Annotated in this window: 19 protein-coding genes; 7 read left to right on the top strand and 12 right to left on the bottom strand. The window is 57.3% G+C overall.

The features are described 5' to 3' along the window. Positions 1-64: 64 nt before the first annotated feature. The 4 genes from KK102_RS16460 (at position 65) to folA (ending at position 3384) form a co-directional block, all read left to right on the top strand. Positions 65-298 carry a YgdI/YgdR family lipoprotein gene (locus tag KK102_RS16460; RefSeq protein ID WP_010427047.1) on the top strand — a complete coding sequence of 78 codons (234 nt, stop codon included), beginning with the start codon at positions 65-67 and terminating at the stop codon, positions 296-298. Positions 299-401: 103 nt separating this feature from the next. Then, entirely contained in the window at positions 402-932 is a 531-nt protein-coding gene (gene kefF, locus KK102_RS16455; RefSeq protein WP_126545136.1) for a glutathione-regulated potassium-efflux system oxidoreductase KefF, read from the top strand. Further along, positions 925-2790 carry a glutathione-regulated potassium-efflux system protein KefC gene (gene kefC / locus KK102_RS16450; protein WP_216358032.1) on the top strand — a complete coding sequence of 622 codons (1866 nt, stop codon included), beginning with the start codon at positions 925-927 and terminating at the stop codon, positions 2788-2790. The genes kefF and kefC overlap by 8 nt, the downstream gene beginning before the upstream one ends. Positions 2791-2904: 114 nt before the next feature. Beyond that, entirely contained in the window at positions 2905-3384 is a 480-nt protein-coding gene (gene folA, locus KK102_RS16445; protein ID WP_003856431.1) for a type 3 dihydrofolate reductase, read from the top strand. Positions 3385-3470: 86 nt separating this feature from the next. Here folA and apaH read toward each other — a convergent pair whose 3' ends face one another. The 6 genes from apaH to lptD are packed head-to-tail and all read right to left on the bottom strand — an operon-like array spanning position 3471 to position 10200. After that, positions 3471-4319, bottom strand: coding sequence for a bis(5'-nucleosyl)-tetraphosphatase (symmetrical) ApaH (apaH, locus tag KK102_RS16440; protein WP_126545134.1), 849 nt, complete (start codon positions 4317-4319; stop codon positions 3471-3473). A 4-nt stretch (positions 4320-4323) separates the two neighbouring features. Continuing rightward, positions 4324-4701, bottom strand: a complete 378-nt coding sequence (gene apaG / locus KK102_RS16435; protein ID WP_126545133.1) for a Co2+/Mg2+ efflux protein ApaG — start codon at positions 4699-4701, stop codon at positions 4324-4326. Between the two features lie 3 nt (positions 4702-4704). Next, positions 4705-5526, bottom strand: a complete 822-nt coding sequence (gene rsmA / locus KK102_RS16430; RefSeq protein ID WP_008502020.1) for a 16S rRNA (adenine(1518)-N(6)/adenine(1519)-N(6))-dimethyltransferase RsmA — start codon at positions 5524-5526, stop codon at positions 4705-4707. Next, positions 5523-6509, bottom strand: a complete 987-nt coding sequence (gene pdxA / locus KK102_RS16425; RefSeq protein WP_420841348.1) for a 4-hydroxythreonine-4-phosphate dehydrogenase PdxA — start codon at positions 6507-6509, stop codon at positions 5523-5525. Before pdxA ends, rsmA begins: the two co-directional genes overlap by 4 nt. Continuing rightward, positions 6509-7795: a peptidylprolyl isomerase SurA gene (surA, locus tag KK102_RS16420; protein WP_126545131.1), complete on the bottom strand. Its 1287-nt coding sequence runs from the start codon at positions 7793-7795 to the stop codon at positions 6509-6511. The genes pdxA and surA overlap by 1 nt, the downstream gene beginning before the upstream one ends. A gap of 53 nt (positions 7796-7848) precedes the next feature. Next, positions 7849-10200: an LPS assembly protein LptD gene (gene lptD, locus KK102_RS16415; protein ID WP_216358031.1), complete on the bottom strand. Its 2352-nt coding sequence runs from the start codon at positions 10198-10200 to the stop codon at positions 7849-7851. A 240-nt stretch (positions 10201-10440) separates the two neighbouring features. On the opposite strand from lptD, the gene djlA reads away from it, so the two are divergent. Then, complete coding sequence (gene djlA, locus KK102_RS16410; RefSeq protein ID WP_100165493.1) at positions 10441-11256, top strand: co-chaperone DjlA; 816 nt, start codon at positions 10441-10443, stop codon at positions 11254-11256. A gap of 32 nt (positions 11257-11288) precedes the next feature. Here the strand turns inward: djlA and rluA are convergent, their stop codons facing one another. The 6 genes from rluA to araB form a co-directional block, all read right to left on the bottom strand. Next, on the bottom strand, positions 11289-11948 hold the full coding sequence (gene rluA, locus KK102_RS16405; RefSeq protein WP_089599201.1) for a bifunctional tRNA pseudouridine(32) synthase/23S rRNA pseudouridine(746) synthase RluA: 660 nt from the start codon (positions 11946-11948) through the stop codon (positions 11289-11291). Between the two features lie 12 nt (positions 11949-11960). Beyond that, complete coding sequence (gene rapA / locus KK102_RS16400; RefSeq protein WP_216358030.1) at positions 11961-14867, bottom strand: RNA polymerase-associated protein RapA; 2907 nt, start codon at positions 14865-14867, stop codon at positions 11961-11963. 128 nt (positions 14868-14995) lie between these two features. Further along, a complete protein-coding gene (gene polB, locus KK102_RS16395) occupies positions 14996-17353 on the bottom strand; it encodes a DNA polymerase II (RefSeq protein WP_216358029.1) in 2358 nt (785 codons plus the stop codon). Positions 17354-17469: 116 nt separating this feature from the next. After that, positions 17470-18165 (bottom strand): L-ribulose-5-phosphate 4-epimerase, encoded by a 696-nt coding sequence (gene araD / locus KK102_RS16390; protein ID WP_216358028.1) that lies wholly within the window; start codon positions 18163-18165, stop codon positions 17470-17472. A gap of 86 nt (positions 18166-18251) precedes the next feature. After that, positions 18252-19754 carry an L-arabinose isomerase gene (gene araA / locus KK102_RS16385; protein ID WP_023310371.1) on the bottom strand — a complete coding sequence of 501 codons (1503 nt, stop codon included), beginning with the start codon at positions 19752-19754 and terminating at the stop codon, positions 18252-18254. Positions 19755-19764: 10 nt separating this feature from the next. After that, complete coding sequence (gene araB, locus KK102_RS16380; protein WP_216358027.1) at positions 19765-21474, bottom strand: ribulokinase; 1710 nt, start codon at positions 21472-21474, stop codon at positions 19765-19767. Positions 21475-21810: 336 nt separating this feature from the next. On the opposite strand from araB, the gene araC reads away from it, so the two are divergent. After that, positions 21811-22656, top strand: a complete 846-nt coding sequence (gene araC / locus KK102_RS16375; protein WP_089599198.1) for an arabinose operon transcriptional regulator AraC — start codon at positions 21811-21813, stop codon at positions 22654-22656. A gap of 118 nt (positions 22657-22774) precedes the next feature. Then, the gene (locus tag KK102_RS16370) at positions 22775-23542 is read left to right on the top strand and encodes a DedA family protein (protein WP_126545124.1); all 768 of its coding nucleotides are present in this window, start codon (positions 22775-22777) and stop codon (positions 23540-23542) included. Positions 23543-23579: the final 37 nt, after the last annotated feature.

Here is a 23579-nt window from a genome sequence, read left to right as displayed (position 1 = left end):
CAGTCAGTTAGCCTAAAATGGTTAGGTCGATAACGAAATTCAACTGAGAGCAGGGGAAAACACCATGCAAAATAAATTACTGATCGCTTCCGTTCTGGCTGCCACTGCAATGTTTACCGTTGCGGGCTGTTCGTCTAATCAGGCAGTTAAAACCACCGACGGCCGCACCATCGTCACCGACGGCAAACCGCAGGTGGATGATGATACCGGTCTGGTGTCGTATAAAAACGCCGAAACCGGTCAAACCGAGCAGATTAACCGCGATCAGGTTAAATCCATGGGTGAGCTGGATAACTAATTCAGAATTCTGACGTAAGCCCGTCAATAATATTCACTATTAGCCTGTTGAATTACTGACTACACTCTTTTGTTAAAAGAAAGCAGTAATAACAGGCTAATCAATGATTCTGATAATTTACGCCCATCCTTATCCGCAGCACTCGCATGCGAATAAGCGGATGCTTGAGCAGGTAAGGACGCTTGATAACGTAGAGATACGTTCCCTCTATCAACTTTATCCCGATTTTAATATCGATATCGCCGCCGAGCAGGAGGCGCTTTCCCGTGCCGATCTGATTATCTGGCAGCACCCGATGCAGTGGTACAGCACGCCTCCGCTGTTGAAGCTGTGGATCGATAAAGTCTTCTCTCACGGCTGGGCATATGGTCATAACGGTCATGCGCTGAAGGGCAAAAGCCTGATGTGGGCCGTGACCACCGGCGGCGGTGAAAGCCATTTTGATATCGGTTCCTTCCCGGGGTTTGAGGTCCTTGCACAGCCGCTGCAGGCAACTGCGCTCTACTGTGGCCTGAAATGGCTCCCGCCTTTTGCGATGCACTGCACCTTTGTCTGCGATGATGAAACGCTGCAGGCGCAGGCTCGCCACTACAAACAACGCTTACTTGAGTGGCAGGAGACGCACCATGGATAGCCATACGCTGATACAGGCGCTGATTTACCTCGGCGCGGCGGCGCTGATTGTGCCCGTGGCGGTACGCCTGGGGCTGGGCTCTGTTCTCGGCTACTTGATTGCGGGCTGCGTGATTGGACCCTGGGGCCTTCGTCTGGTCACCGATGCCGAAGCGATACTGCATTTCGCTGAAATTGGCGTTGTGCTGATGCTGTTTGTGATTGGTCTGGAGCTGGATCCGAAGCGCTTATGGAAATTGCGTGCTTCCGTATTTGGCGGCGGCGCGCTACAGATGGTGGCCTGCGGCCTGCTGCTGGGCGGGTTCTGCATCCTGCTGGGGATGGAGTGGAAAGTGGCAGAGCTGATTGGCATGACGCTGGCGCTCTCCTCGACGGCCATTGCCATGCAGGCCATGAACGAGCGCAATCTGACGGTCTCCGGGATGGGACGCAGCGCGTTCTCGGTGCTGCTGTTCCAGGACATTGCCGCTATCCCGCTGGTGGCGATGATCCCGCTGCTGGCGGCCAGCGGTTCCTCTACGACGCTGGGTGCGTTTGCGCTGTCAGCACTGAAGGTGGTGGGGGCGCTGGCGCTGGTGGTGGTGCTTGGTCGCTACGTCACCCGGCCGCTGCTGCGGTTCGTAGCCCGCTCGGGCCTTCGCGAAGTGTTCAGCGCCGTGGCGCTGTTCCTGGTGTTTGGCTTCGGTCTGCTGCTGGAAGAGGCCGGCCTGTCGATGGCGATGGGGGCCTTCCTGGCAGGCGTTCTGCTGGCGAGTTCCGAATATCGTCACGCGCTGGAAAGCGATATCGAGCCGTTCAAAGGCTTGCTGCTGGGGCTGTTTTTCATCGGCGTGGGGATGTCCGTCGACTTCGGCACGCTGGTGACGCACCCGCTGCGGATCGTCATCCTGCTCGTCGGCTTCCTGGTCATTAAAATGGTGATGCTGTGGCTGATTGCCCGTCCGCTGAAGGTGCCTGGTAAACAGCGTCGCTGGTTTGCGGTTCTGCTGGGGCAGGGGAGCGAATTTGCGTTCGTGGTCTTTGGCGCGGCGCAGATGGCAAACGTCCTCGATCCCGAGTGGGCAAAAGCGCTGACGCTGGCAGTAGCACTGTCGATGGCCGCGACGCCTGTGCTGCTGGTGGTACTGACGCGCCTGGAAAAATCGGACAGCGAACAGGAACGAGAAGCCGATGAGATCGACGAGGAACAGCCTCGGGTAATCGTCGCCGGGTTCGGGCGCTTCGGACAGATCACCGGCCGTTTGCTGCTCTCCAGCGGCGTTAAAATGGTCATTCTCGATCACGATCCTGACCACGTAGAAACCCTGCGTAAATTTGATATGAAGGTGTTTTACGGGGATGCTACTCGCGTCGATTTGCTGGAGTCAGCGGGGGCTGCGAAAGCCGAGGTGCTGATCAACGCCATCGACGATCCGCAAACCAGTCTGCAGCTGGTTGAGCTGGTCAAAGAGCATTTCCCTGACCTGACGATTATCTCCCGCGCGCGCGATGTGGATCACTACATCCAGCTACGACAGGCTGGCGTCGTCGCGCCGGAGCGTGAAACCTTCGAAGGTGCGCTTAAATCTGGTCGAATGGCGCTGGAAAGCCTGGGGCTGGGAGCGTATGAGGCGCGTGAGCGTGCCGATCTGTTCCGCCGCTTTAACACCGGGATGGTCGAGGAGATGGTGGAGATGGCGAGCAGCGCGGCTTCAGACCGTGCAGCCGTGTTTAAACGTACCAGCGCGATGCTGACGGAAATTATTAACGAGGACCGCAATCACCTGTCGCTTACCCAGCGTCACGGCTGGCAGGGAACGGAAGAGGGCAAGCACACCGGGGATCCTCAGGATGAACCGGAAAGTAAACCGTCCGCGTGAAGTGGAGTTGCCAGCAATATTAAAAAATTTCTGTTTCTTTACCCTGCCGCCAGTCGACGAAAGATTAAGCTTTCCGTATAGTGGCGGCAATTTTTTGCATCCGGGAAATTTTCAATGATCAGTCTGATTGCAGCGCTGGCGGTAGACCGCGTTATCGGCATGGAAAATGCCATGCCGTGGAACCTGCCTGCCGATCTCGCATGGTTTAAACGTACGACGTTAAACAAGCCGGTAGTGATGGGCCGCCTGACCTGGGAGTCGATTGGTCGTCCATTACCGGGCCGTAAGAATATTGTGATCAGTAGCCAGCCAGGCACTGACGATCGCGTGCAGTGGGTGAAATCCGTCGATGAAGCGATTGCCGCCTGTGGTGATGCTGAAGAGATCATGGTGATCGGCGGCGGACGCGTGTATGAGCAGTTCCTGCCGAAAGCGCAGAAATTGTATCTGACCCACATTGATGCGGAAGTGGAAGGGGATACCCATTTCCCGGATTACGATCCGGACGAGTGGGAATCGGTATTCAGCGAATTCCACGACGCGGATGCACAGAACTCACATAGCTACTGCTTCGAGATTCTGGAACGTCGTTAAGTGATTTTCCTACCCCTCACCCTAACCCTCTCCCCAAAGGGGAGAGGGGACTGTTCGGTGCGGTCTTTTGGGGAGGGGGGCACTGGTCAGGAGGCAACGGCCTCGCCTTCTCCTAAGTCCAGCTGTCGGTTGGACGGCTGCACAAAGTAAGCTTTATCTTCCCAGCGTAAGCAGGTTAACTCCCCGCCCCAGCAGCATCCGGTATCCAGACCGTAGATCCCCTCCGGCGTCCCTTTACCTTCCAGCGCCGCCCAGTGACCAAACGCGACGCTGTACTCGCTTGTCACCGGTCCAGGAATGGCAAACCAGGGTTTCAGCGGAGCGGGCGCGCTTTCCGGCGTCTCTTTGGAGTACATATCCAGCTGTCCGTTCGGGAAGCAGAAACGCATGCGGGTGAAGGCGTTGGTGATAAAGCGCAGGCGCGCCAGGCCGCTGAGATCCTCGCTCCAGTGGTTCGGCATATCGCCGTACATGGCATCGAGGAAGAAAGGATACGAGTCGCTTGCCAGCACCGCCTCAACGTCGCGCGCGCAGGTTTTTGCCGTCTCGAGATCCCATTGTGGCGTGATCCCGGCATGGGCCATGACCAGCTTTTTCTCTTCATCAATCTGCAGCAGCGGCTGACGACGCAGCCAGTTAATCAGATCGTCCGCGTCCGGTGCTTCAAGCAGAGGGGTAATACGATCTTTCGGTTTATTGCGGCTGATCCCGGCGAATACCGCCAGCAGATGCAGATCGTGATTGCCCAGAACCATGCGCACGCTGTCGCCCAGTGATTTAACGAAACGTAACACCTCAAGAGAGCCCGGGCCACGCGCCACTAAATCGCCCGTCAGCCACAGCATGTCCTGTCCTGGCGTAAAGTCGACCTGCTTTAATAATGCGATCAGTTCATCGTAGCAACCGTGAACGTCGCCAATCAGATATGTAGACATTGGATTAATGAATGAATGTTGTAACGGCGAGACGGAATACGGGAATGGCAACGCGGAATCCGTTGCCATCGACGTCGACCATTTCATAATGGCCTTGCATGGTACCCATCGGCGTTTCGATCACCGCGCCGCTGGTGTACTGATACTCTTCACCTGGGCCGATATGCGGTTGTTCACCGACCACACCTTCGCCCTGGACTTCAATTTCACGACCATTGCCGTTAGTGATAAGCCAGTAGCGCCCGCGCAGCTGCACGGGCATCCGCCCCAGATTGCGGATGGTCACGGTGTAAGCAAAGACAAAACGTTCTTCATCCGGTGAGGACTGCGATTCAACATAGACGCTTTGTACATGGACACATACGCGGGGCGAATCAATCATGGCTTAACTCTCCTTCGGCGGCGCATTTTCGCTGATGTAATTAGCCAGCTTGCAGTACTGCTCTACGGAAATGTTCTCCGCACGCATTGCCGGGTCGATCCCCAGCTCGGCTAATACCTCAACGGTGAACGAATTGCTGAGGCTGTTACGGATCGTTTTACGGCGCTGGTTAAAGGCTTCAGTGGTAATGCGGCTCAATACGCGCAGATCTTTAACCGGATACGGTTTCGTCTTGTGTGGCACAAGGCGCACAACCGCTGAATCCACTTTCGGTGGCGGCGTGAACGCTGACGGCGGTACTTCGAGTACCGGGATCACGTTGCAGTAATATTGCGCCATCACGCTCAAACGACCATACGCTTTACTGTTCGGGCCTGCAACCAGACGGTTAACAACCTCTTTTTGCAACATGAAGTGCATGTCGGCAATGGCATCAGTATAGCTAAACAGATGAAACATCAGCGGGGTGGAAATGTTGTACGGCAGGTTACCGAATACGCGCAGCGGCTGGCCCATTTTCTCTGACAGTTCGCCAAAGTTCATGGTCATGGCATCCTGCTGATAAATGGTCAGCTTCGGCCCGAGGAACGGGTGCGTTTGCAGGCGTGCGGCCAGATCGCGGTCCAGCTCGATAACCGTGAGTTCGTCAAGGCGTTCGCCTACCGGTTCGGTCAGTGCGGCAAGGCCCGGGCCGATTTCGACCATCGCCTGACCTTTTTGCGGATTAATAGCCGAGACAATGCTTTCGATCACGAACTGATCGTTAAGGAAGTTTTGCCCGAAACGTTTACGGGCTAAGTGGCCCTGATGGACTCGATTAGTCATTGAGTATTAACAATCATTTTGATGGCGAGATTAAGCGCCGTAATAAAACTGCCGACATCCGCTTTCCCCTGGCCTGCCAGATCCAGCGCAGTACCGTGGTCAACGGACGTTCGAATAAAGGGTAAACCGAGGGTGATATTCACGCCGCGGCCAAAGCCCTGGTATTTTAGCACGGGCAGGCCCTGATCGTGGTACATCGCGAGCACGGCGTCGGCATTATCCAGGTATTTGGGCTGGAAAAGGGTGTCCGCAGGCAGTGGCCCGCTGAGGTTCATCCCTTTTTCCCGCATTTCGTTGAGCACCGGAATGATGGTGTCGATCTCTTCGGTGCCCATGTGTCCGCCTTCGCCCGCATGCGGATTCAGGCCGCAGACCAGCACGTGCGGCTGCGGGATGCCGAATTTCGTCTGAAGATCGTGATGCAGGATCCCGATGATCTCCCGCAGGAGCTCTGGGGTGATGGCATCAGGAATGGCTTTGATGGGCAGGTGAGTTGTCACCAGCGCGACACGCATTTCCTCCGTCGCCAGCATCATCACCACTTTCGGGCTGTGCGAACGTTCTTCAAAGAACTCGGTGTGTCCGGTAAAGGGGATCCCCGCGTCGTTGATAACGCCTTTATGCACCGGACCGGTGATCAGCGCCGCGAACTCACCGTTCAGGCAGCCGTCGCAGGCGCGCGCCAGCGTCTCGACAACGTAGTGCCCGTTTTCAGTGCTGAGTTGGCCGGGGACGACAGGGGTGCGCAGAGGGACCGACAGAAGCGTGAGGGTGCCCGCTTGCTGTGGAACGGGCTGCTGGCCTTTAACATAAGGAATGAGCGTTAAAGGCAGACCGAGCAGCGTTGCCCGGTCTTGTAACAGTGTTGCATCTGCGCAGACAACCAGCTCTACTGGCCAGCTGCGCTGGGCAAGCTGGACAACGAGGTCAGGCCCAATCCCGGCGGGTTCGCCGGGCGTGATCACAACACGATGCTGTTTCATCAGTTGCTGAGCACTTTCACGTAAGCGCTGGCGCGTTGTTCCTGCATCCAGGTTGCCGCTTCTTCAGAGAACTTACGGTTAAACAGCATACGGTAGGCTCTGTCTTTCTGGGCCGCATCGGTTTTATCGACGTTGCGGGTATCCATCAGCTCAATCAGATGCCAGCCGAAGGAAGAGTGCACCGGTGCGCTCAGCTGACCTTTGCTCATTCTCATCAACGCGTCGCGGAAAGCCGGATCGTAGATATCGGCCGCAGCCCAGCCCAGATCGCCACCCTGGTTAGCAGAGCCTGGATCCTGGGAGAACTCTTTTGCCGCATTCGCAAAGGAGGTTTTGCCGCTCTTGATGTCAGCTGCAATCTGTTCCAGCTTCGCACGCGCCTGATCGTCAGTCATGATCGGAGACGGTTTTAGCAGAATGTGGCGAGCGTGAACTTCCGTGACGGAAATGCTCTGGCTCTGACCGCGCAGATCGTTCACTTTCAGAATGTGGAAGCCTACGCCTGAACGGATTGGACCGACGATATCCCCTTTCTTCGCCGTGCTCAGCGCCTGGGCAAAGAGGGATGGCAGTTCCTGAATACGGCCCCAGCCCATCTGCCCGCCTTTCAGCGCCTGCTGGTCAGCGGAATAGGTGATGGCCAGCTTGCCAAAGTCACCGCCGTTACGCGCCTGCTCAACGATAGAACGCGCCTGGCTTTCCGCTTCAGCCGCCTGATCGGAGGTTGGGTTTTCCGGAAGCGGGATCAGAATGTGGCTCAGGTTCAGTTCGGTGCTGGCGTCGTTCTGGTTACCTACCTGCTTAGCCAGCGCATCCACTTCCTGAGGGAGGATAGTGACGCGGCGACGCACTTCATTGTTACGCACTTCTGAAATCAGCATCTCTTTGCGGATCTGATTACGGTAGGTGGCGTAGCTGATGCCATCGTAGGCCAGACGGCTGCGCATCTGGTCCAGGGACATGTTGTTCTGCTTAGCAATGTTCGCGATCGCCTGATCGAGCTGCTCGTCAGAGACCTTCACGCCCATTTTTTGACCCATCTGCAGGACGATCTGATCCATGATCAGACGTTCCAGAATCTGGTGGCGCAGCGTTGCGTCATCCGGAAGCTGCTGGCCTGCCTGGCCCGAATTGAGCTTTACAGACTGCATTAAACCGGCAACGTCACTTTCAAGCACGACGCCGTTGTTAACGACAGCGGCGACTTTATCAACAACCTGGGGGGCCGCGAAGCTAGTATTCGCAACCATGGCGACACCGAGCAGCAGCGTTTTCCAGTTCTTCATACTTTTTCCATTTCAATTAACCGCAAAGCGGATTATGTTGCAAATCAAGCACATTACAAGGAACTGCGGTAAGGCAGAATGTTCGAGCGCAGCATCTGCTGCGTGCCCAGACCGTAGTTGGAACTCAGGCCGCGCAGCTCGACATTAAAGCCAATCACGTTATCGTATTTGCCCTGACTGTTTTGAGTATCCCAGCCGTTAAGCTTGCGTTCGTAGCCGACGCGCAGCGCGTAACAGCAGGAGTTATATTGCAGACCTAGCATCTGGTCAGCGGGTTTTTGGGCATTCGTGTCATAGTAGTAGGCTCCGACGATTGACCAACGATCGGCGATTGGCCAGCTCGCTGCGCCACCCACCTGCGAAATACCATCTTTATACTGGTCAGCATTGGCGTAGTTCGGCAATGTCGCCTGAATATATTCCGGGCTGGCATAACGGTACGTCAACTGCACCATACGGTCTTCATCGCGACGGTATTCAATGGCAGCACTGCCCGTCGCGATGTTATCCAGTCGCGTATCGTACTGAACACCACCGCGCAGACCCCAACGATCGGTCATGCGCCAGTAGGTATCACCCGCCCACACCAGTGAACCCGTTTTGTTGTCTTTCTCCCAGTTAATGTCGTCATCACCGGTACGAGACTCGGTGAAATAGTAGATTTGACCAACAGAAACGTTAAAACGTTCAACGGCAGATTCATCATAAACGCGCGTTGTGACGCCGGTAGTCAACTGGTTAGCGGACGCAATACGGTCGAGACCGCCATAGGTCCGGTCACGGAACAGGCCGCTGTAGTCAGACTGCAGGAAAGAGGAGTCGTAGTTTTGAATTTTGCTCTGATCGCGATAAGGCACGTAGAGATACTGCATACGCGGTTCAAGCGTCTGGGTATACCCATCAGACAGCAGGCCCATATCACGTTCGAAGATCAGCTTCCCGTCCATCTTGAACTGAGGAAGCGTACGGTTTACCGATTCATCAAGGTTGGTGCCATAGCGATTGTTGTACCAGTCCAGGTTTTTTTGCTGGTAGTGCGTCGCCATTAGCTTGGCTTCGGTGTTCAGGCTTGCCCAGTCGTTCGACAAAGGTAAGTTAATGGTTGGTTCGAGGTGAAGACGCGTTGACTCTGGCATATCCGAGTTGGTGTTGACGAAGTGCACCGCCTGGGCGTAGACGCGGGTGTCGAAAGGACCGACATCGTTCTGATACCAGTTGACGTCCAGCTGCGGTTCAGCACCATAGGTACTGGCCGTTTGGGTGTCAAAGACCTGGAACTGCTTGGTCGACACCGTGGCGTTAAAGTTCTCAATGGCGTAGCCCACGCTGAATTTCTGCGTGGCGTAGCCGTCCGTACTGGAACCGTATTTAGAGTCAAAGTCGTTGAAATAGTACGGGTCGCTGACTTTGGTATAGTCGACGCTGAAGCGCCAGACCTGATCCATCACCCCGCCATGCCGCCAGTAGTACATCCAACGGTGTTTATCACCTTCGCTTGGGTGCTCGTCCTGGAAGTCTTTGTCCGATGGCAGATAATCAAACTCCATCAAACCGGAACCCGCTTTGGTCAGATAGCGGAACTCGTTTTCCCACATGATGTTACCGCGCTTATGGATATAGTGCGGCGTGATTGTCGCATCCATGTTTGGCGCGATGTTCCAGTAATACGGCAGGTAGAACTCAAAGTAGTTCGAGGTGCTGTATTTGGCATTCGGGATCAGGAAACCGGAACGTCGTTTATCGCCCACGGGAAGCTGCAGGTAAGGGCTATAGAAAACAGGGACCGGGCCGAGCTTAAAACGGGCGTTCCAGATCTCCGCGACCTGTTCTTCACGATCGTGGATGACTTCACTGCCCACCACGCTCCAGGTATTCGAGCCCGGCAGACAGGAGGTGAAGGAACCGTTTTCCAGAATCGTATAGCGGTTTTCACCGCGCTGTTTCATCAGGTCGGCTTTACCGCGCCCCTGACGACCCACCATCTGGTAATCACCTTCCCAGACGTTGGTATCTTTTGTATTCAGATTTGACCAGGCTTTCGGACCTTTCAGGATGACCTGGTTGTCGTCATAGTGCACATTACCCAGCGCATCCACCGTACGTACTGGCGCAGCCGCACCTTCTGGTTGCTTCTGATGCAATTGCACTTCATCTGCCTGCAAACGGCTGTTGCCCTGGTTAATATCGACATTGCCCGTAAAGGTGGCATTGTCAGGATAATTACCTTTCGCACTGTCGGCATTGATGGTAACCGGCAAGTCATTCGCATCGCCCTCAACCAGTGGACGATCGAAACTTGGGACGCCAAGCATACATTGCGAGGCGAGATCGGCTGCCAGCCCCTGTTGGCTGTACAGAGCGGCGCCAATCATTGTGGCCAGGAGGGTGGGGATACGTTTTTTCATACGTTGTATTTTATTGTTCCGTCATCAGTGGCTACGGCTTACAAACGCTCAGAGACTATCTTACTCATCAGCGCAGTACCAGCGTTAATCCTGCCCGTTTGCGTGCCAGAGTGTTAGGCTCGCTATCGAATGACGAGTATGATAATGCAAATTATAGGCGATGTCCCTCAATTGACCGTGGCGCGACCACTGTAATGATGGCGTTGCGTCGAACCAGGAACATGACTATTCGGGGAGTATATGCAGTATTGGGGTAAAATCATCGGCGTTGCGTTCGCATTAATCATGGGCGCTGGCTTTTGGGGCGTGGTACTGGGCCTGATTATCGGCCATATGTTTGATAAAGCACGCAGTCGCAAAATGGCCTGGTTCGCCAACCAGCGCGAGCGTCAGTCGCTCTTTTTCTCCACCACCTTTGAGGTGATGGGGCATTTAACCAAATCAAAAGGGCGCGTCACCGAAGCCGATATTCAGATTGCCAGCGTATTCATGGATCGCATGAATCTGCACGGTGAATCTCGCGTGGCAGCGCAAAATGCGTTTCGTATCGGTAAAGCGGATAACTATCCGCTGCGTGAAAAAATGCGTCAGTTCCGCAGCATCTGCTTCGGACGTTTTGATTTAATTCGGATGTTTCTGGAGATCCAAATTCAGGCGGCCTTCGCCGATGGCTCCCTTCATCCCAATGAGCGGGACGTTTTATACGTCATTGCTGAAGAGCTGGGGATCTCCCGCATGCAGTTCGACCAGTTCCTGCGCATGATGCAGGGTGGCGCGCAGTTTGGCGGGGGTTACCAGCAGCAATCCTCCGGCGGCGGCTGGCAGCAGACGCAGCGTGGCCCGACGCTGGAAGATGCCTGCAACGTGCTTGGCGTAAAGCCTTCTGACGATCAGACCACGATCAAGCGTGCCTATCGTAAGCTCATGAGCGAGCATCATCCGGACAAGCTGGTCGCAAAAGGTTTACCGCCAGAGATGATGGAGATGGCGAAGCAGAAAGCGCAGGAAATTCAGAAAGCCTACGAGCTGATAAAAGAGCAAAAAGGTTTTAAATAAAAAAATGGCCCGATGATATCGGGCTATTTTTTTTAGAAGTCCACGGGTGCCTTAAAGGTCATCGCATTGCCAAAAACCGGATGGGTAATGGTGAGGGTCTGCGCATGGAGCAGCAGGCGCGGAGCCAGCGCCAGCGCTTCTGGCGGTGCGTAAAACCGGTCTCCCAGAATCGGGTGGCCCAGGGCGAGCATATGCACGCGCAGCTGGTGGGAGCGCCCGGTAATCGGCTTAAGCAGGACGCGCGCGGTGTTATCCGGCGCGTACTCCAGCACTTCATACTCGGTTTGCGCCGCCTTGCCGGTTTCATAGCACACCTTCTGCTTTGGCCGGTTCGGCCAGTCGCAGATCAGCGGTAAATCGACCAGACCCTCTTCGCTTGCCGGATGGCCCCAGACGCGCGCGACGTACTGCTTTTTCGGTTCGCGCTCGCGGAACTGGCGTTTCAGCTCGCGTTCCGCTTCTTTATGCAGAGCCACCACAATCACGCCGCTGGTGGCCATGTCGAGGCGATGGACGGACTCCGCCTGCGGATAATCGCGCTGAATACGCGTCATCACGCTGTCTTTGTGCTCGTCCAGACGCCCCGGCACGGACAACAGGCCGCTTGGCTTGTTGACCACCATAATGTGCTCATCCTGATAAAGGATGACCAGCCAGGGATCCTGAGGGGGATTGTAGGGCTCCATCACCATCTTGCGCTCCGTTTACTGATGCGTCACAACGATAAGACGCAGGGCGTCCAGACGCCAGCTTGCCTGATCCAGGCTCTCCAGCACCTGCTGACGATTGCTTTCGATCGCCGCCAGTTCATCGTCACGAATGTTCGGGTTAACGGCTTTTAACGCTTCCAGACGAGAAAGTTCTGCCGAGAGTTTTTCGTCGGCTTCGCTGCGTGCCGCATCAATCAATGCACGAGCCGCTTTTTCAACCTGGGTTTCACCCAGTTGCAGAATAGCATGCACATCCTGCTGAACGGCGTTGACCAGCTTGCTGCCGGTGTGACGGTTAACCGCGCTCAGCTGACGGTTGAAGCTCTCGAACTCGACCTGAGCGGCCAGGTTAGTACCGTTTTTATCCAGCAGCAGACGCACCGGCGTCGGCGGCAGGAAGCGGGTGAGCTGCAGCTGTTTTGGCGCCTGCGCTTCCACAACGTAAATCAGTTCAACCAGCAGCGTGCCCACAGGCAGCGCTTTGTTTTTCAACAGAGAAATCGTGCTGCTGCCGGTATCGCCGGACAGGATCAGATCCAGACCGTTGCGGATCAGCGGGTGCTCCCAGGTAATGAACTGGGCGTCTTCGCGAGACAGCGCCACGTCACGTTCGAAGGTGATGGTGCAGCCATCTTCCGGCAGGCCCGGGAAATCAGGAACCAGCATATGATCCGACGGCGTGAGGACGATCATGTTCTCGCCGCGATCGTCCTGGTTGATCCCGACGATGTCGAACAGGTTCATGGAGAAGCTGATCAAACTGGTGTCGTCGTCCTGCTCTTCGATGCTTTCCGCCAGCGCCTGCGCTTTTTCGCCACCGTTGGAGTGGATCTCCAGCAGGCGGTCGCGGCCCTGCTCCAGCTGCGCTTTCAGCGCATCGTGCTTCTCGCGGCAGGACTTAATCAGATCGTCAAAGCCGTCGGTGTTTTCCGGCGCGGCCAGATAGCCGATCAGATCGCCATGCACCTGATCGTAAATGGTGCGGCCCGTCGGGCAGGTATGTTCAAACGCATCCAGACCTTCGTGGAACCAGCGCACCAGAACGGACTGGGCGGTTTTTTCCAGGTAAGGAACGTGGATCTGAATATCATGCGCCTGACCGATACGATCCAGACGACCGATACGCTGCTCCAGCAGATCCGGGTTAAACGGCAGATCGAACATCACCAGGTTGCTGGCGAACTGGAAGTTACGGCCTTCAGAGCCGATTTCCGAGCACAGCAGCACCTGCGCACCGCTGTCCTCTTCCCCAAACCAGGCTGCCGCGCGGTCGCGCTCGACGATGGACATGCCTTCGTGGAATACGGCGGCGCGAATACCTTCTCGCTCGCGCAGAACCTGCTCCAGCTGCAGCGCGGTGGCCGCTTTGGCGCAGATCACCAGCACCTTCTGTGAGCGGTGGGCGGTCAGGTAGCCCATAAGCCACTCTACGCGCGGGTCAAAGTTCCACCAGGTGCCGGTATCACCTTCAAATTCCTGGTAGATTTGTTCCGGATAAAGCATGTCGCGGGCGCGATCTTCCTGGGATTTGCGGGCGCCCATGATGCCGGAGACCTTAATTGCCGTCTGATACTGTGTCGGAAGCGGCAGTTTAACCGTATGCAGCTCGCGTTTTGGGAAACCTTTGACGCCGTTACGGGTGTTACGGAACAGCACGCGGCTGGTGCCGTGGCGGTCCATCAGCATGTCGATCAGCTCTTTGCGCGCGGATTCCGCGTTGTCGCTGTCGCTGTTGGCAGCCTGCAGAAGCGGCTCGATATCCTGCTCGCCAATCAGATCGCTCAGGGTGTTCAGCTCATCGTTAGAGAGACGGTTGCCCGCCAGCAGCAGGGCGACGGCATCGGCAACCGGGCGGTAGTTTTTCTGCTCCTCGACAAACTGCCCGAAATCGTGAAAACGGTTCGGATCAAGCAGGCGCAGACGGGCAAAGTGGCTTTCCAGACCCAGCTGTTCAGGCGTTGCGGTCAGCAGCAGAACGCCAGGCACGCGCTCGGCAAGCTGTTCGATAGCCATATATTCGCGGCTCGGCGCGTCTTCGCTCCAGACCAGGTGGTGCGCTTCGTCGACCACCAGAATGTCCCACTCGGCATCGCACAGGTGCTCCAGGCGCTGCTTGCTGCGGCGCACGAAGTCCAGCGAACAGATGACCAGCTGTTCGGTTTCAAACGGGTTGTCGGCGTCGTGCTGCGCTTCGGCATAGCGTTCGTCGTCGAACAGGGAGAAGCGCAGGTTGAAGCGGCGCAGCATCTCAACCAGCCACTGGTGCTGCAGCGTTTCTGGAACCACGATCAGCACGCGTTCGGCGGCGCCGGAAAGCAGCTGTTGGTGCAGGATCATGCCCGCTTCGATGGTTTTACCCAGGCCCACTTCGTCTGCCAGCAGCACGCGAGGTGCGTGGCGACGGCCCACGTCATGGGCGATGTTTAGCTGGTGGGGGATCAGGCTGGTGCGCTGGCCGCGCAGGCCGCTCCACGGCATGCGGTACTGTTCACTCTGGAACTTACGCGCGCGATAGCGCAGAGAGAAGCGATCCATACGGTCGATTTGCCCGGCAAACAGGCGGTCCTGCGGCTTGCTGAAGACCAGTTTGCTGTCAAGCAGCACTTCACGCAGGATGACATTGGCTTCGTCCGTATCAAGACGAGTACCAATGTAGGCGAGCAGTCCATTCTCTTCTTTTACGTCTTCAATCTTGAGCTGCCAGCCGTCATGGCTGGTCACGGTGTCGCCCGGATTGAACATCACGCGGGTAACAGGGGAGTCATTGCGAGCGTACAGACGGTTTTCACCGGTGGCAGGGAAGAGGAGGGTAACCATGCGCGCATCGACGGCAACGACGGTTCCCAATCCAAGTTCGCTTTCTGTATCGCTGATCCAGCGTTGACCAAGTGTAAAAGGCATAGTTGTTCGGCTCTAATCTTTAATTGCAGGCAATAGTTCAACCACCGTCAAGAAAGACGGTCATCGAAAAATGGGTCCGGGAATGGAAAGGGCGCTATGGTACTGGATGGCAGCCATTTCGTCACGCGTCAAAATAGGCCAAGTTGCCCTGTCACTAGTGTAGCAAAATCATCGTTAATGAAGGGCAAAATTCCCTCCGCGACCGGCTGAAGCTGGCGCGTCAGATAATGATCGTAATCGAGCGGCGATTGCTGGTAATCAACCGGTTCCGGACCGCTGGTGGTCCAGACGTATTTGATGGTGCCGCGGTTTTGATACTGCGGCGCGCGGCCCCGCCGCACGTTTTCTTCATCCGCCAGCCGGGCGGCGCGCACATGAGGGGGCACATTACGCTGGTACTCCGCCAGCGGGCGGCGCAGGCGCTTGCGGTACACCAGCTGCGCGTCAAGTTCGCCCGCCATCAGGCTGGCGATGGTTTCGCGGATGTAGTCCTGATAAGGCTCATTGCGGAACACCCGCAGGTAGAGCGTCTGCTGGAACTGCTGCGCCAGCGGCGTCCAGTCGGTACGCACCGTTTCCAGCCCTTTAAAGACCATCCGCTGCGCGTCGCCCTCCTGAATCAGCCCGGCGTAGCGCTTCTTGCTGCCCTGATCGGTGCCGCGAATGGTGGGCATTAAAAAGCGGGCAAAATGGGTTTCAAACTCCAGCTCCAGCGCGCTGGTTAACCGCTCTTTTTGCAAATGTTTGGCCCACCAGTCGTTCACAAAGGCCACAAGCTCTTTGCCGATGCGGGCGGCGTCGCCTTCTGAGTGCGCGCCTTTCAGCCACACAAAGGTGGAGTCCGTGTCGCCGTAAATCACGTCATAGCCCCGGGATTCAATCAGCGCTTTGGTCTGGCGCATAATCTCATGCCCGCGCATGGTAATAGAGGAAGCCAAACGCGGGTCAAAAAAGCGGCAGGCGCTGGTGCCCAGCACGCCGTAAAAGGCGTTCATGATGATTTTCAGCGCCTGTGATAGCGGCTTGTTACCGTGGCGCTTGGCCGCGTCGCGGCCGTGCCAGATGCTTCCCACGATGTCAGGCAGACAGTGTTTTTCCCGCGAGAAGCGTGCGCCGAGGAAGCCTTCGGTGCTGCGTTCATCGTCCGGCTGCGCCATGCCCTCAACCAGCCCGACGGGATCGATCAGGAAGGTGCGGATAATCGACGGGTAGAGGCTTTTGTAATCCAGCACCAGCACCGAGTCATACAATCCTGGCCGTGAGTCCATCACGTACCCGCCGGGACTGGCCTGCGGCGGCACGTCCCCGAGGTTGGGGGCAACGTACCCTGCCCGGTGCATTCGCGGAAAATAGAGGTGGCTAAAGGCCGCCACGGAGCCGCCGTGTCTGTCCGCTGCGAGTCCGTTCACCGTCGCGCGCTCCAGCAGAAACGGCATGATCTCGGTCTTGTGGAAAATCTGCGTCACCAGCTCGCAGTCTTTCAGGTTATAGGTGGCGAGTGCGGGCTTGTCTTCGTTAAAACGCCGGTCGATCTCGTCCATTCTGTCCCAGGGGTTATCGATGGATTTACCTTCGCCAAGCAGCTCCTGCGCCACTGCCTCAAGGGAGAAGGAAGAGAAGTTCCAGAAGGCGGACTTAAGCGCCTCGATGCCGTCAATAATCAGGCGGCCGTTAGCCTGTGCGAAGAAAACGCCATTCTTAAAACCGTGTTCGCGCCATTCCAGCTCGCTGTTGCCGCGCCCGAGCATCAGCGGGATGCGGTAGCGCTCGGCGTGTTTTTGCAGCACGCGCAGGTCAAACTGCACCACGTTCCAGCCGATCAGAACATCGGGATCGTAGTCGGCAAACCACTGGTTAAGCTTCTCCAGCAGCTGCGGGCGGCTGTTGACGTACTCAAGCCGGAAATCCAGCGCGGACGCATCGCCATTCGGCGGCCCGAGCATATAGACAACCCGATCGCCGCAGCCTTCCAGACCAATGCAGTACAGTTCGCCGTGGCGGGTGGTTTCGATATCCAGGGAGACCAACTTCAGCGGTGGGCGATAGTTTGGGTTCGGCTTCAGGCGCGCGTTTACGACGCTGCCGTTTTGTTCGATGCCATCAACCCACACGGGGGCGGTAATGAACCGCTCCATCAGAAAGCGTTCAGGTGGGCGAATATCCGCTTCGTAAAGCGTCACGCCCGCTTCGCGGAGCAGCTTTTCATAGCGCATTAATTGACGATGGGCGCGACAGTAGAGGCCGTAAACCGGCTGGCGGTGGAAATCCTTCAGTTCAAGCGGGGTAATGCGCCAGCCGTTTTCGCCGCGCAGCAGCTGTTTCACTTTTTCGACTTGCGCTTCCGGAATAAAGGCCACGGATTCCTGCGGGGGGAGCGTAACGTGCAGCGGGCCGCTGTCCGTCGCCAGCCAGAACGCGACCTCGGTGCCCTGAGGGGTATCCCGCCAGTGTCGGGTCAGTAAAAAGCCTTCTTGCGCCTGCGCCACGCCGTTATCCCAGAAAACAAAACCAGGCCTGATTATAGCCTGGTTAAGGTGGGTTTGCTGGGGTTTTATACAGTGCCTGTTTTGCCGGATGGCGCTGCGCTTATCCGGCCTACAAGCTACTGCCCATAATACGCTTTCGCACCGTGCTTGCGCAGGTAATGCTTATCGAGCAGGGTCTGCTGCATATCCGGCAGCTCCGGCGCCAGCTGGCGGCAGAAGATCCCCATATAGGCGACCTCTTCAAGCACGATGGCGTTATGCACCGCGTCCTCCGCGTTTTTCCCCCAGGCAAACGGGCCGTGGGAGTGCACCAGCACGCCGGGCATTTGCGCCGCGTCGATACCCTGTGTTTCGAAGGTTTCGACAATCACGTTCCCCGTTTCCCACTCATACTCGCCGTTGATTTCCGCATCGGTCATCAGACGCGTGCAGGGAATGGTGCCGTAGAAGTAGTCCGCGTGGGTGGTGCCGGTCGCCGGGATGGACTGGCCCGCCTGCGCCCAGATGGTGGCATGGCGCGAATGGGTATGCACAATACCGCCGATGGTCGGGAATGACTGATACAGCAGGCGGTGGGTTGGCGTATCGGAGGACGGCTTTTTCTTGCCTTCCACCACTTCGCCCGTGGCGATGCTGACCACGACCATATCTTCGGCGGTCATTACCGCGTAATCCACGCCGGAAGGCTTGATCACGAACACGCCTTTTTCCCGGTCAACGGCGCTGACGTTGCCCCAGGTGAGGGTTACGAGGTTATGCTTCGGCAGCGCCAGGTTGGCTTCGAGCACCTGACGTTTGAGATCGTCTAACATAGTTGTCTCCTGCCGGATGGCGCTTCGCTTATCCGGCCTACGGAACCGTAGGCCCGGTAAACGCAGTGCCACCGGGCATTCAGGGCTTAGCGTTTTGAACCGTAATAGACTTCGTTCCAGCGCAGCGCGTCCTTGAAGGCGGGCAGGCGGGTATCGTTATCAATGACGGTCAGTTCGATATCGTGCAGTTCCGCGAACTGACGCATATCGTTCAGATCCAGCGCGTGGCTGAACACCGTATGGTGCGCGCCGCCGGCAAGGATCCAGGCCTCTGAGGCGGTTGGCAGGTCAGGCTGTGCTTTCCACAGGGCGTTGGCGACCGGCAGTTTCGGCAGAGAATGTGGTGTTTCAACCGCATCGACGCAGTTCACCAGCAGGCGGAAACGATCGCCCAGATCGATCAGGCTGGCGTTGATGGCCGGGCCGGTGCGGGTATTGAAGATCAGACGCGCCGGATCGGCTTTACCGCCGATGCCGAGATACTGCACGTCGAGGATCGGTTTCTCTTCGACGGCGATTGTTGGACACACTTCCAGCATGTGAGAGCCGAGCACCAGGTCGTTGCCGTTTTCGAAGTGGTAGGTGTAGTCCTCCATAAAGGAGGTGCCGCCCTGCAGACCGGTCGACATCACCTTCATGATGCGAAGCAGAGCGGCGGTTTTCCAGTCGCCCTCGCCCGCAAAGCCGTAGCCCTGCTGCATCAGACGTTGTACCGCCAGACCCGGCAGCTGTTTCAGACCGTGGAGGTCTTCAAAGGTGGTGGTAAAAGCGTGGAAGCCGCCCTGTTCCAGGAAGCGCTTCATGCCCAGCTCGATGCGCGCCGCGTCCAGCACGTTCTGGCGCTTGTCGCCGTTGATTTGTGCCGCAGGCGTCAGGCGGTAGCTGCTTTCGTACTCGTCCACCAGCGCGCTCACGTCGCCATCGCTGATTTCATTCACTACCTGCACCAGGTCGCCCACGGCCCAGGTATTCACGGAGAAGCCGAACTTGATCTGCGCGGCCACTTTGTCACCGTCGGTGACCGCCACTTCACGCATGTTGTCGCCGAAACGCACCACTTTCAGGTGGCGGGTATCTTGTTTCGAAACCGCCTGGCGCATCCAGGATCCGATACGCTGTTGCGCCTTACCATCCTGCCAGTGGCCGGTGACCACCGCGTGCTGCTGACGCATACGCGCCCCGATGAAGCCGAACTCGCGGCCGCCGTGCGCGGTCTGGTTCAGGTTCATAAAGTCCATGTCGATGCTGTCCCACGGCAGGGAGGCGTTGAACTGGGTATGGAACTGCAGCAGCGGTTTGTTGAGGATAGACAGGCCGTTGATCCACATTTTTGCCGGTGAGAAGGTGTGCAGCCACACCACCAGACCGGCGCATTTATCGTCGTAGTTGGCGTCGCGGCAGATGTGAGTGATTTCGTCCGGCGTGGTGCCCAGCGGTTTCAGCACCAGCTTACACGGCAGTTTAGCTTCCGCGTTCAGCGCGTTAACCACGTGCTCCGCGTGTTTCGTCACCTGCTGCAGCGCTTCCGGTCCGTACAGATGCTGGCTGCCAATCACAAACCACACTTCATAGTTATTAAAAATGGTCATCATCGTGTCCTTAATGGGTCAGGGTTGCCGTAGTGTCCGCGGTGCTTTTAGCCGGGGCGGCGACAGGGAGATAGTGAAGTTCGGCGCTTTTTGCCCATTGCTGGTAGCGCTGATAAAGCTGTTCGAAGCGTTGCGCCTGCTGGGCACGCGGCTGAAGGGTGTTTTCGACGGCACTCGCCATATGCTGCTGCGCGGTCGGGATGTCGGCATGGACGCCTGCGGCCACGGCGGCAAAAATCGCCGCGCCCAGGGCGCAGCACTGATCGGAGGCCACAATCTGCAGCGGACGGTTCAGCACGTCGCAGCAGGCCTGCATGATCACCGGGTTTTTACGGGCGATGCCGCCCAGCGCCATCACGTTGTTCACGTCGATGCCCTGCTCGGTGAAACACTCCATAATGGTGCGGGCGCCGAAGGCCGTTGCGGCAATCAGGCCGCCGAACAGCGCAGGCGCGTCGGTTGCCAGGTTGAGATCCGCGATCGCCCCTTTCAGACGCTGGTTGGCGAACGGCGTGCGGCGACCGTTAAACCAGTCCAGCACCACCGGGAGGTGATCGAGCGAGGGATTTTTCGCCCAGGCTTCGGTGAGCTGCGGCAGAAGCTGCTTTTTGCTGTCGGCTATCTGGGTTTTCAGTTCAGGATGCGCCGCCGCCAGCTGGTCCAGCGGCCAGCCCAGCACGCGGCCAAACCAGGCGTAGATATCGCCAAACGCGGACTGGCCGGCTTCGAGGCCGATAAAGTCCGGCACCACGCTGCCGTCCACCTGGCCGCAGATGCCTTTTACCGCACGGTCGCCGACGGTGGCTTTATCCGCCGTCAGAATGTCGCAGGTGGAGGTCCCGATGACTTTTACCAGCGTGTTTGGCTGCGCGCCTGCGCCCACGGCGCCCATATGGCAGTCAAAGGCGCCGCCGGAGATCGCCACGTTCTGCGGCAGGCCCAGACGTTTCGCCCACTCTTCGCAGAGCGTGCCGACCGGAATATCGGCGGTAAAGGTGTCGGTAAATAGCGGATATGTCAGGTTCTTGTTGATAATCGGGTCGAGCTCATCGAAGAACGCGGCCGGAGGCAGGCCGCCCCAGCTTTCATGCCATAACGATTTATGCCCGGCGCTGCAGCGGCCGCGGCGGATATCCTGTGGACGCGTGGTGCCGGAGAGCAGGGCAGGCACCCAGTCGCACAGCTCAATCCACGATGCGGCTGCCTGCGCAACGGAGGCGTCGGCGCGGGTAACGTGGAGGATCTTGGCCCAGAACCATTCACTGGAATAAATCCCGCCGATGTAGCGCGAGTAGTCGGTTTTGCCCGGCTGATGGCACAGGCGCGTGATGGCTTCAGCCTCTTCCACGGCGGTGTGATCTTTCCACAGCACGAACATAGCGTTCGGGTTGTCGGCGAACTCCGGGCGCAGCGCCAGCACGCGGCCTTCGGCATCCACCGGGGCAGGCGTGGATCCCGTGCTGTCGACGCCAATCCCGACAATCTCCGCTCGCTGGGCGTCCGTCAGTTCAGCCAGGACGGTTTTGATCGCCGCTTCCATCGACTCGATGTAGTCACGCGGGTGGTGGCGGAACTGGTTGTTTGGCGCATCGCAATAGCGCCCCTCTTGCCAGCGCGGGTACCACTCAACGCTGGTTGCTATCTCCTGGCCGGACGTACAGTCCACTGCCAGCGCGCGAACCGAATCGCTGCCAAAATCGAGGCCAATCGCAATTGCCATGGTGTTGCTCCATCAAAAAACAGGTATGGAAGAACATTAGAGACTGGGGGCAAAAATCGTCAGGCAGGATCCGCTAATCTTATGGACTAAATTGCTGTTACGATTGAAAGTGTGACGCCGTGCAAATATTCAATGTGGACATTTCTGCCGCGCTTATAGACACTTTTGTTACTGCTTATCTGCTCACAGTGGCGGAGAAATCAGAGAGAAAGGCTGAAACATGGCGGACGTAAAAGAGACATAATGCTTTTTGGATCTTTTTGCGGGCCATTTTTATATTGCTTTTAACGATATGGACAATTGGTTTCCTTCAGGACCGCTGGGAGTATTGAAATTATGGCTGAACCGCAAAATGATCCCCTGCTGCCGGGCTACTCGTTTAATGCTCACCTGGTGGCAGGGTTGACGCCCATTGAGGCTGAGGGCTATCTCGATTTCTATGTCGACCGACCGCTCGGAATGAAAGGGTATATTTTGAACCTGACCGTGCGTGGAGAAGGAGTAATAAAAAATGGCGATCAGCAGTTCATCTGCCGCCCTGGCGATATGCTGCTGTTCCCTCCGGGTGAGATACACCACTACGGCCGCCACCCGGATGCCAAAGAGTGGTATCACCAGTGGGTCTACTTCCGCCCGCGCGCCTACTGGCAGGAGTGGCTTTCGTGGCCCGCCATTTTTGCGCATACGGGCTTTTATCGCCCTGATGAGGCGCATCTGTCGCAGTTTCGCGAGCTGTTTGCCCAAATTATCGAGGCGGGACAGGCGGGCGGACGCTACGCCGAACTGCTGGCGATTAATCTGCTTGAGCAGGTGCTGCTGCGCCGGATGGAGGCGATCAATGAATCGCTTAACCCGCCGCTGGATAACCGCGTCCGCGACGCCTGCCAGTACATCAGTGACCACCTGGCCGACAGCCAGTTTGATATTGCCAGCGTCGCCCAGCACGTTTGCCTGTCACCTTCGCGCCTGTCGCATCTGTTCCGCCAGCAGCTTGGCGTGAGCGTGCTGAGCTGGCGCGAGGATCAGCGCATCAGCCAGGCGAAGCTGCTGCTCAGCACCACCCGAATGCCAATTGCTACCGTGGGGCGCAACGTGGGCTTCGAAGATCAGCTCTATTTCTCTCGCGTATTTAAAAAATGCACCGGGGCCAGCCCGAGCGAATTCCGTGCGGGATGTGAATAAACGGTAAACATTCAGGTGAACTTCAGGAGCATCTTGTAAACTATTCAGACAATTGATGCCTTGACGCGGTGCGGGGCGCTAAGCAGAATCGCTGATTCGTTTTCTGACCGGAATAGTTATGCAGGCATTGCTGGAACACTTTATTACCCAGTCCGTTATGTACTCGCTCATCGCCGTGGCGCTGGTGGCGTTTCTGGAATCGCTGGCGCTGGTTGGGCTGATCCTGCCCGGCACCGTGATGATGGCAGGGCTTGGCGCGCTTATCGGCAGCGGTGAGGTTAACTTCTGGCAGGCGTGGATGGCCGGGATTATCGGCTGTTTACTCGGGGACTGGATCTCCTTCTGGCTGGGCTGGCGCTTTAAGAAGCCGCTGCACCGCTGGTCGTTTATGAAAAAGAACAAGGCGCTGCTGGATAAGACCGAGCACGCGCTGCATCAGCACAGCATGTTTACCATCCTCGTCGGCCGCTTCGTTGGGCCAACGCGTCCGCTTGTGCCGATGGTAGCCGGGATGCTGGATCTGCCCGTCGCGAAATTCGTGGTGCCGAACATTATCGGCTGCGTCTTCTGGCCGCCGTTTTACTTTCTGCCCGGCATCCTGGCCGGGGCGGCAATTGATATTCCTGACGGAATGCAAAGCGGCGAGTTTAAGTGGCTGCTGCTGGGCACGGCGGTACTGCTGTGGCTGGCGGTCTGGCTCTGCTGGCGGCTATGGCGCAGCGCGAAAGCCAACGTCGATCGCCTGACGCGCTATCTCCCGCGCGCTCGCCTGCTCTGGCTGGCCCCGCTGACGCTGGGTGTGGCCGTCGTGGCGCTGGTGGCGCTGATTCGCCACCCGCTGATGCCGGTTTACGGCGAGATTTTATTAAAAGTGGTGAGCCGTTAAGGTGTTTCCCCTCTCCCTGTGGGAGAGGGCCAGGGTG

Origin of the sequence: Enterobacter quasimori, assembly GCF_018597345.1 — a bacterium.
Lineage (GTDB): Bacteria > Pseudomonadota > Gammaproteobacteria > Enterobacterales > Enterobacteriaceae > Enterobacter > Enterobacter mori.
This window is presented reverse-complemented; position numbering and strand designations above follow the sequence as displayed.

Excerpts from the sequence above, each read along its gene's own strand:
- KK102_RS16370 (WP_126545124.1), top strand. The coding sequence starts at position 22,775 with ATGCAGGCATTGCTGGAACACTTTATTACCCAGTCCGTTATGTACTCG.
- pdxA (WP_420841348.1), bottom strand. The coding sequence starts at position 6,509 with ATGAAACAGCATCGTGTTGTGATCACGCCCGGCGAACCCGCCGGGATT.
- araB (WP_216358027.1), bottom strand. The coding sequence starts at position 21,474 with ATGGCAATTGCGATTGGCCTCGATTTTGGCAGCGATTCGGTTCGCGCG.
- apaG (WP_126545133.1), bottom strand. The coding sequence starts at position 4,701 with ATGATTGATTCGCCCCGCGTATGTGTCCATGTACAAAGCGTCTATGTT.
- KK102_RS16460 (WP_010427047.1), top strand. The coding sequence starts at position 65 with ATGCAAAATAAATTACTGATCGCTTCCGTTCTGGCTGCCACTGCAATG.
- apaH (WP_126545134.1), bottom strand. The coding sequence starts at position 4,319 with ATGTCTACATATCTGATTGGCGACGTTCACGGTTGCTACGATGAACTG.
- araC (WP_089599198.1), top strand. The coding sequence starts at position 21,811 with ATGGCTGAACCGCAAAATGATCCCCTGCTGCCGGGCTACTCGTTTAAT.
- surA (WP_126545131.1), bottom strand. The coding sequence starts at position 7,795 with ATGAAGAACTGGAAAACGCTGCTGCTCGGTGTCGCCATGGTTGCGAAT.
- rapA (WP_216358030.1), bottom strand. The coding sequence starts at position 14,867 with ATGCCTTTTACACTTGGTCAACGCTGGATCAGCGATACAGAAAGCGAA.
- kefF (WP_126545136.1), top strand. The coding sequence starts at position 402 with ATGATTCTGATAATTTACGCCCATCCTTATCCGCAGCACTCGCATGCG.
- djlA (WP_100165493.1), top strand. The coding sequence starts at position 10,441 with ATGCAGTATTGGGGTAAAATCATCGGCGTTGCGTTCGCATTAATCATG.
- kefC (WP_216358032.1), top strand. The coding sequence starts at position 925 with ATGGATAGCCATACGCTGATACAGGCGCTGATTTACCTCGGCGCGGCG.
- folA (WP_003856431.1), top strand. The coding sequence starts at position 2,905 with ATGATCAGTCTGATTGCAGCGCTGGCGGTAGACCGCGTTATCGGCATG.
- araD (WP_216358028.1), bottom strand. The coding sequence starts at position 18,165 with ATGTTAGACGATCTCAAACGTCAGGTGCTCGAAGCCAACCTGGCGCTG.
- lptD (WP_216358031.1), bottom strand. The coding sequence starts at position 10,200 with ATGAAAAAACGTATCCCCACCCTCCTGGCCACAATGATTGGCGCCGCT.
- rluA (WP_089599201.1), bottom strand. The coding sequence starts at position 11,948 with ATGGTGATGGAGCCCTACAATCCCCCTCAGGATCCCTGGCTGGTCATC.
- rsmA (WP_008502020.1), bottom strand. The coding sequence starts at position 5,526 with ATGACTAATCGAGTCCATCAGGGCCACTTAGCCCGTAAACGTTTCGGG.
- araA (WP_023310371.1), bottom strand. The coding sequence starts at position 19,754 with ATGACCATTTTTAATAACTATGAAGTGTGGTTTGTGATTGGCAGCCAG.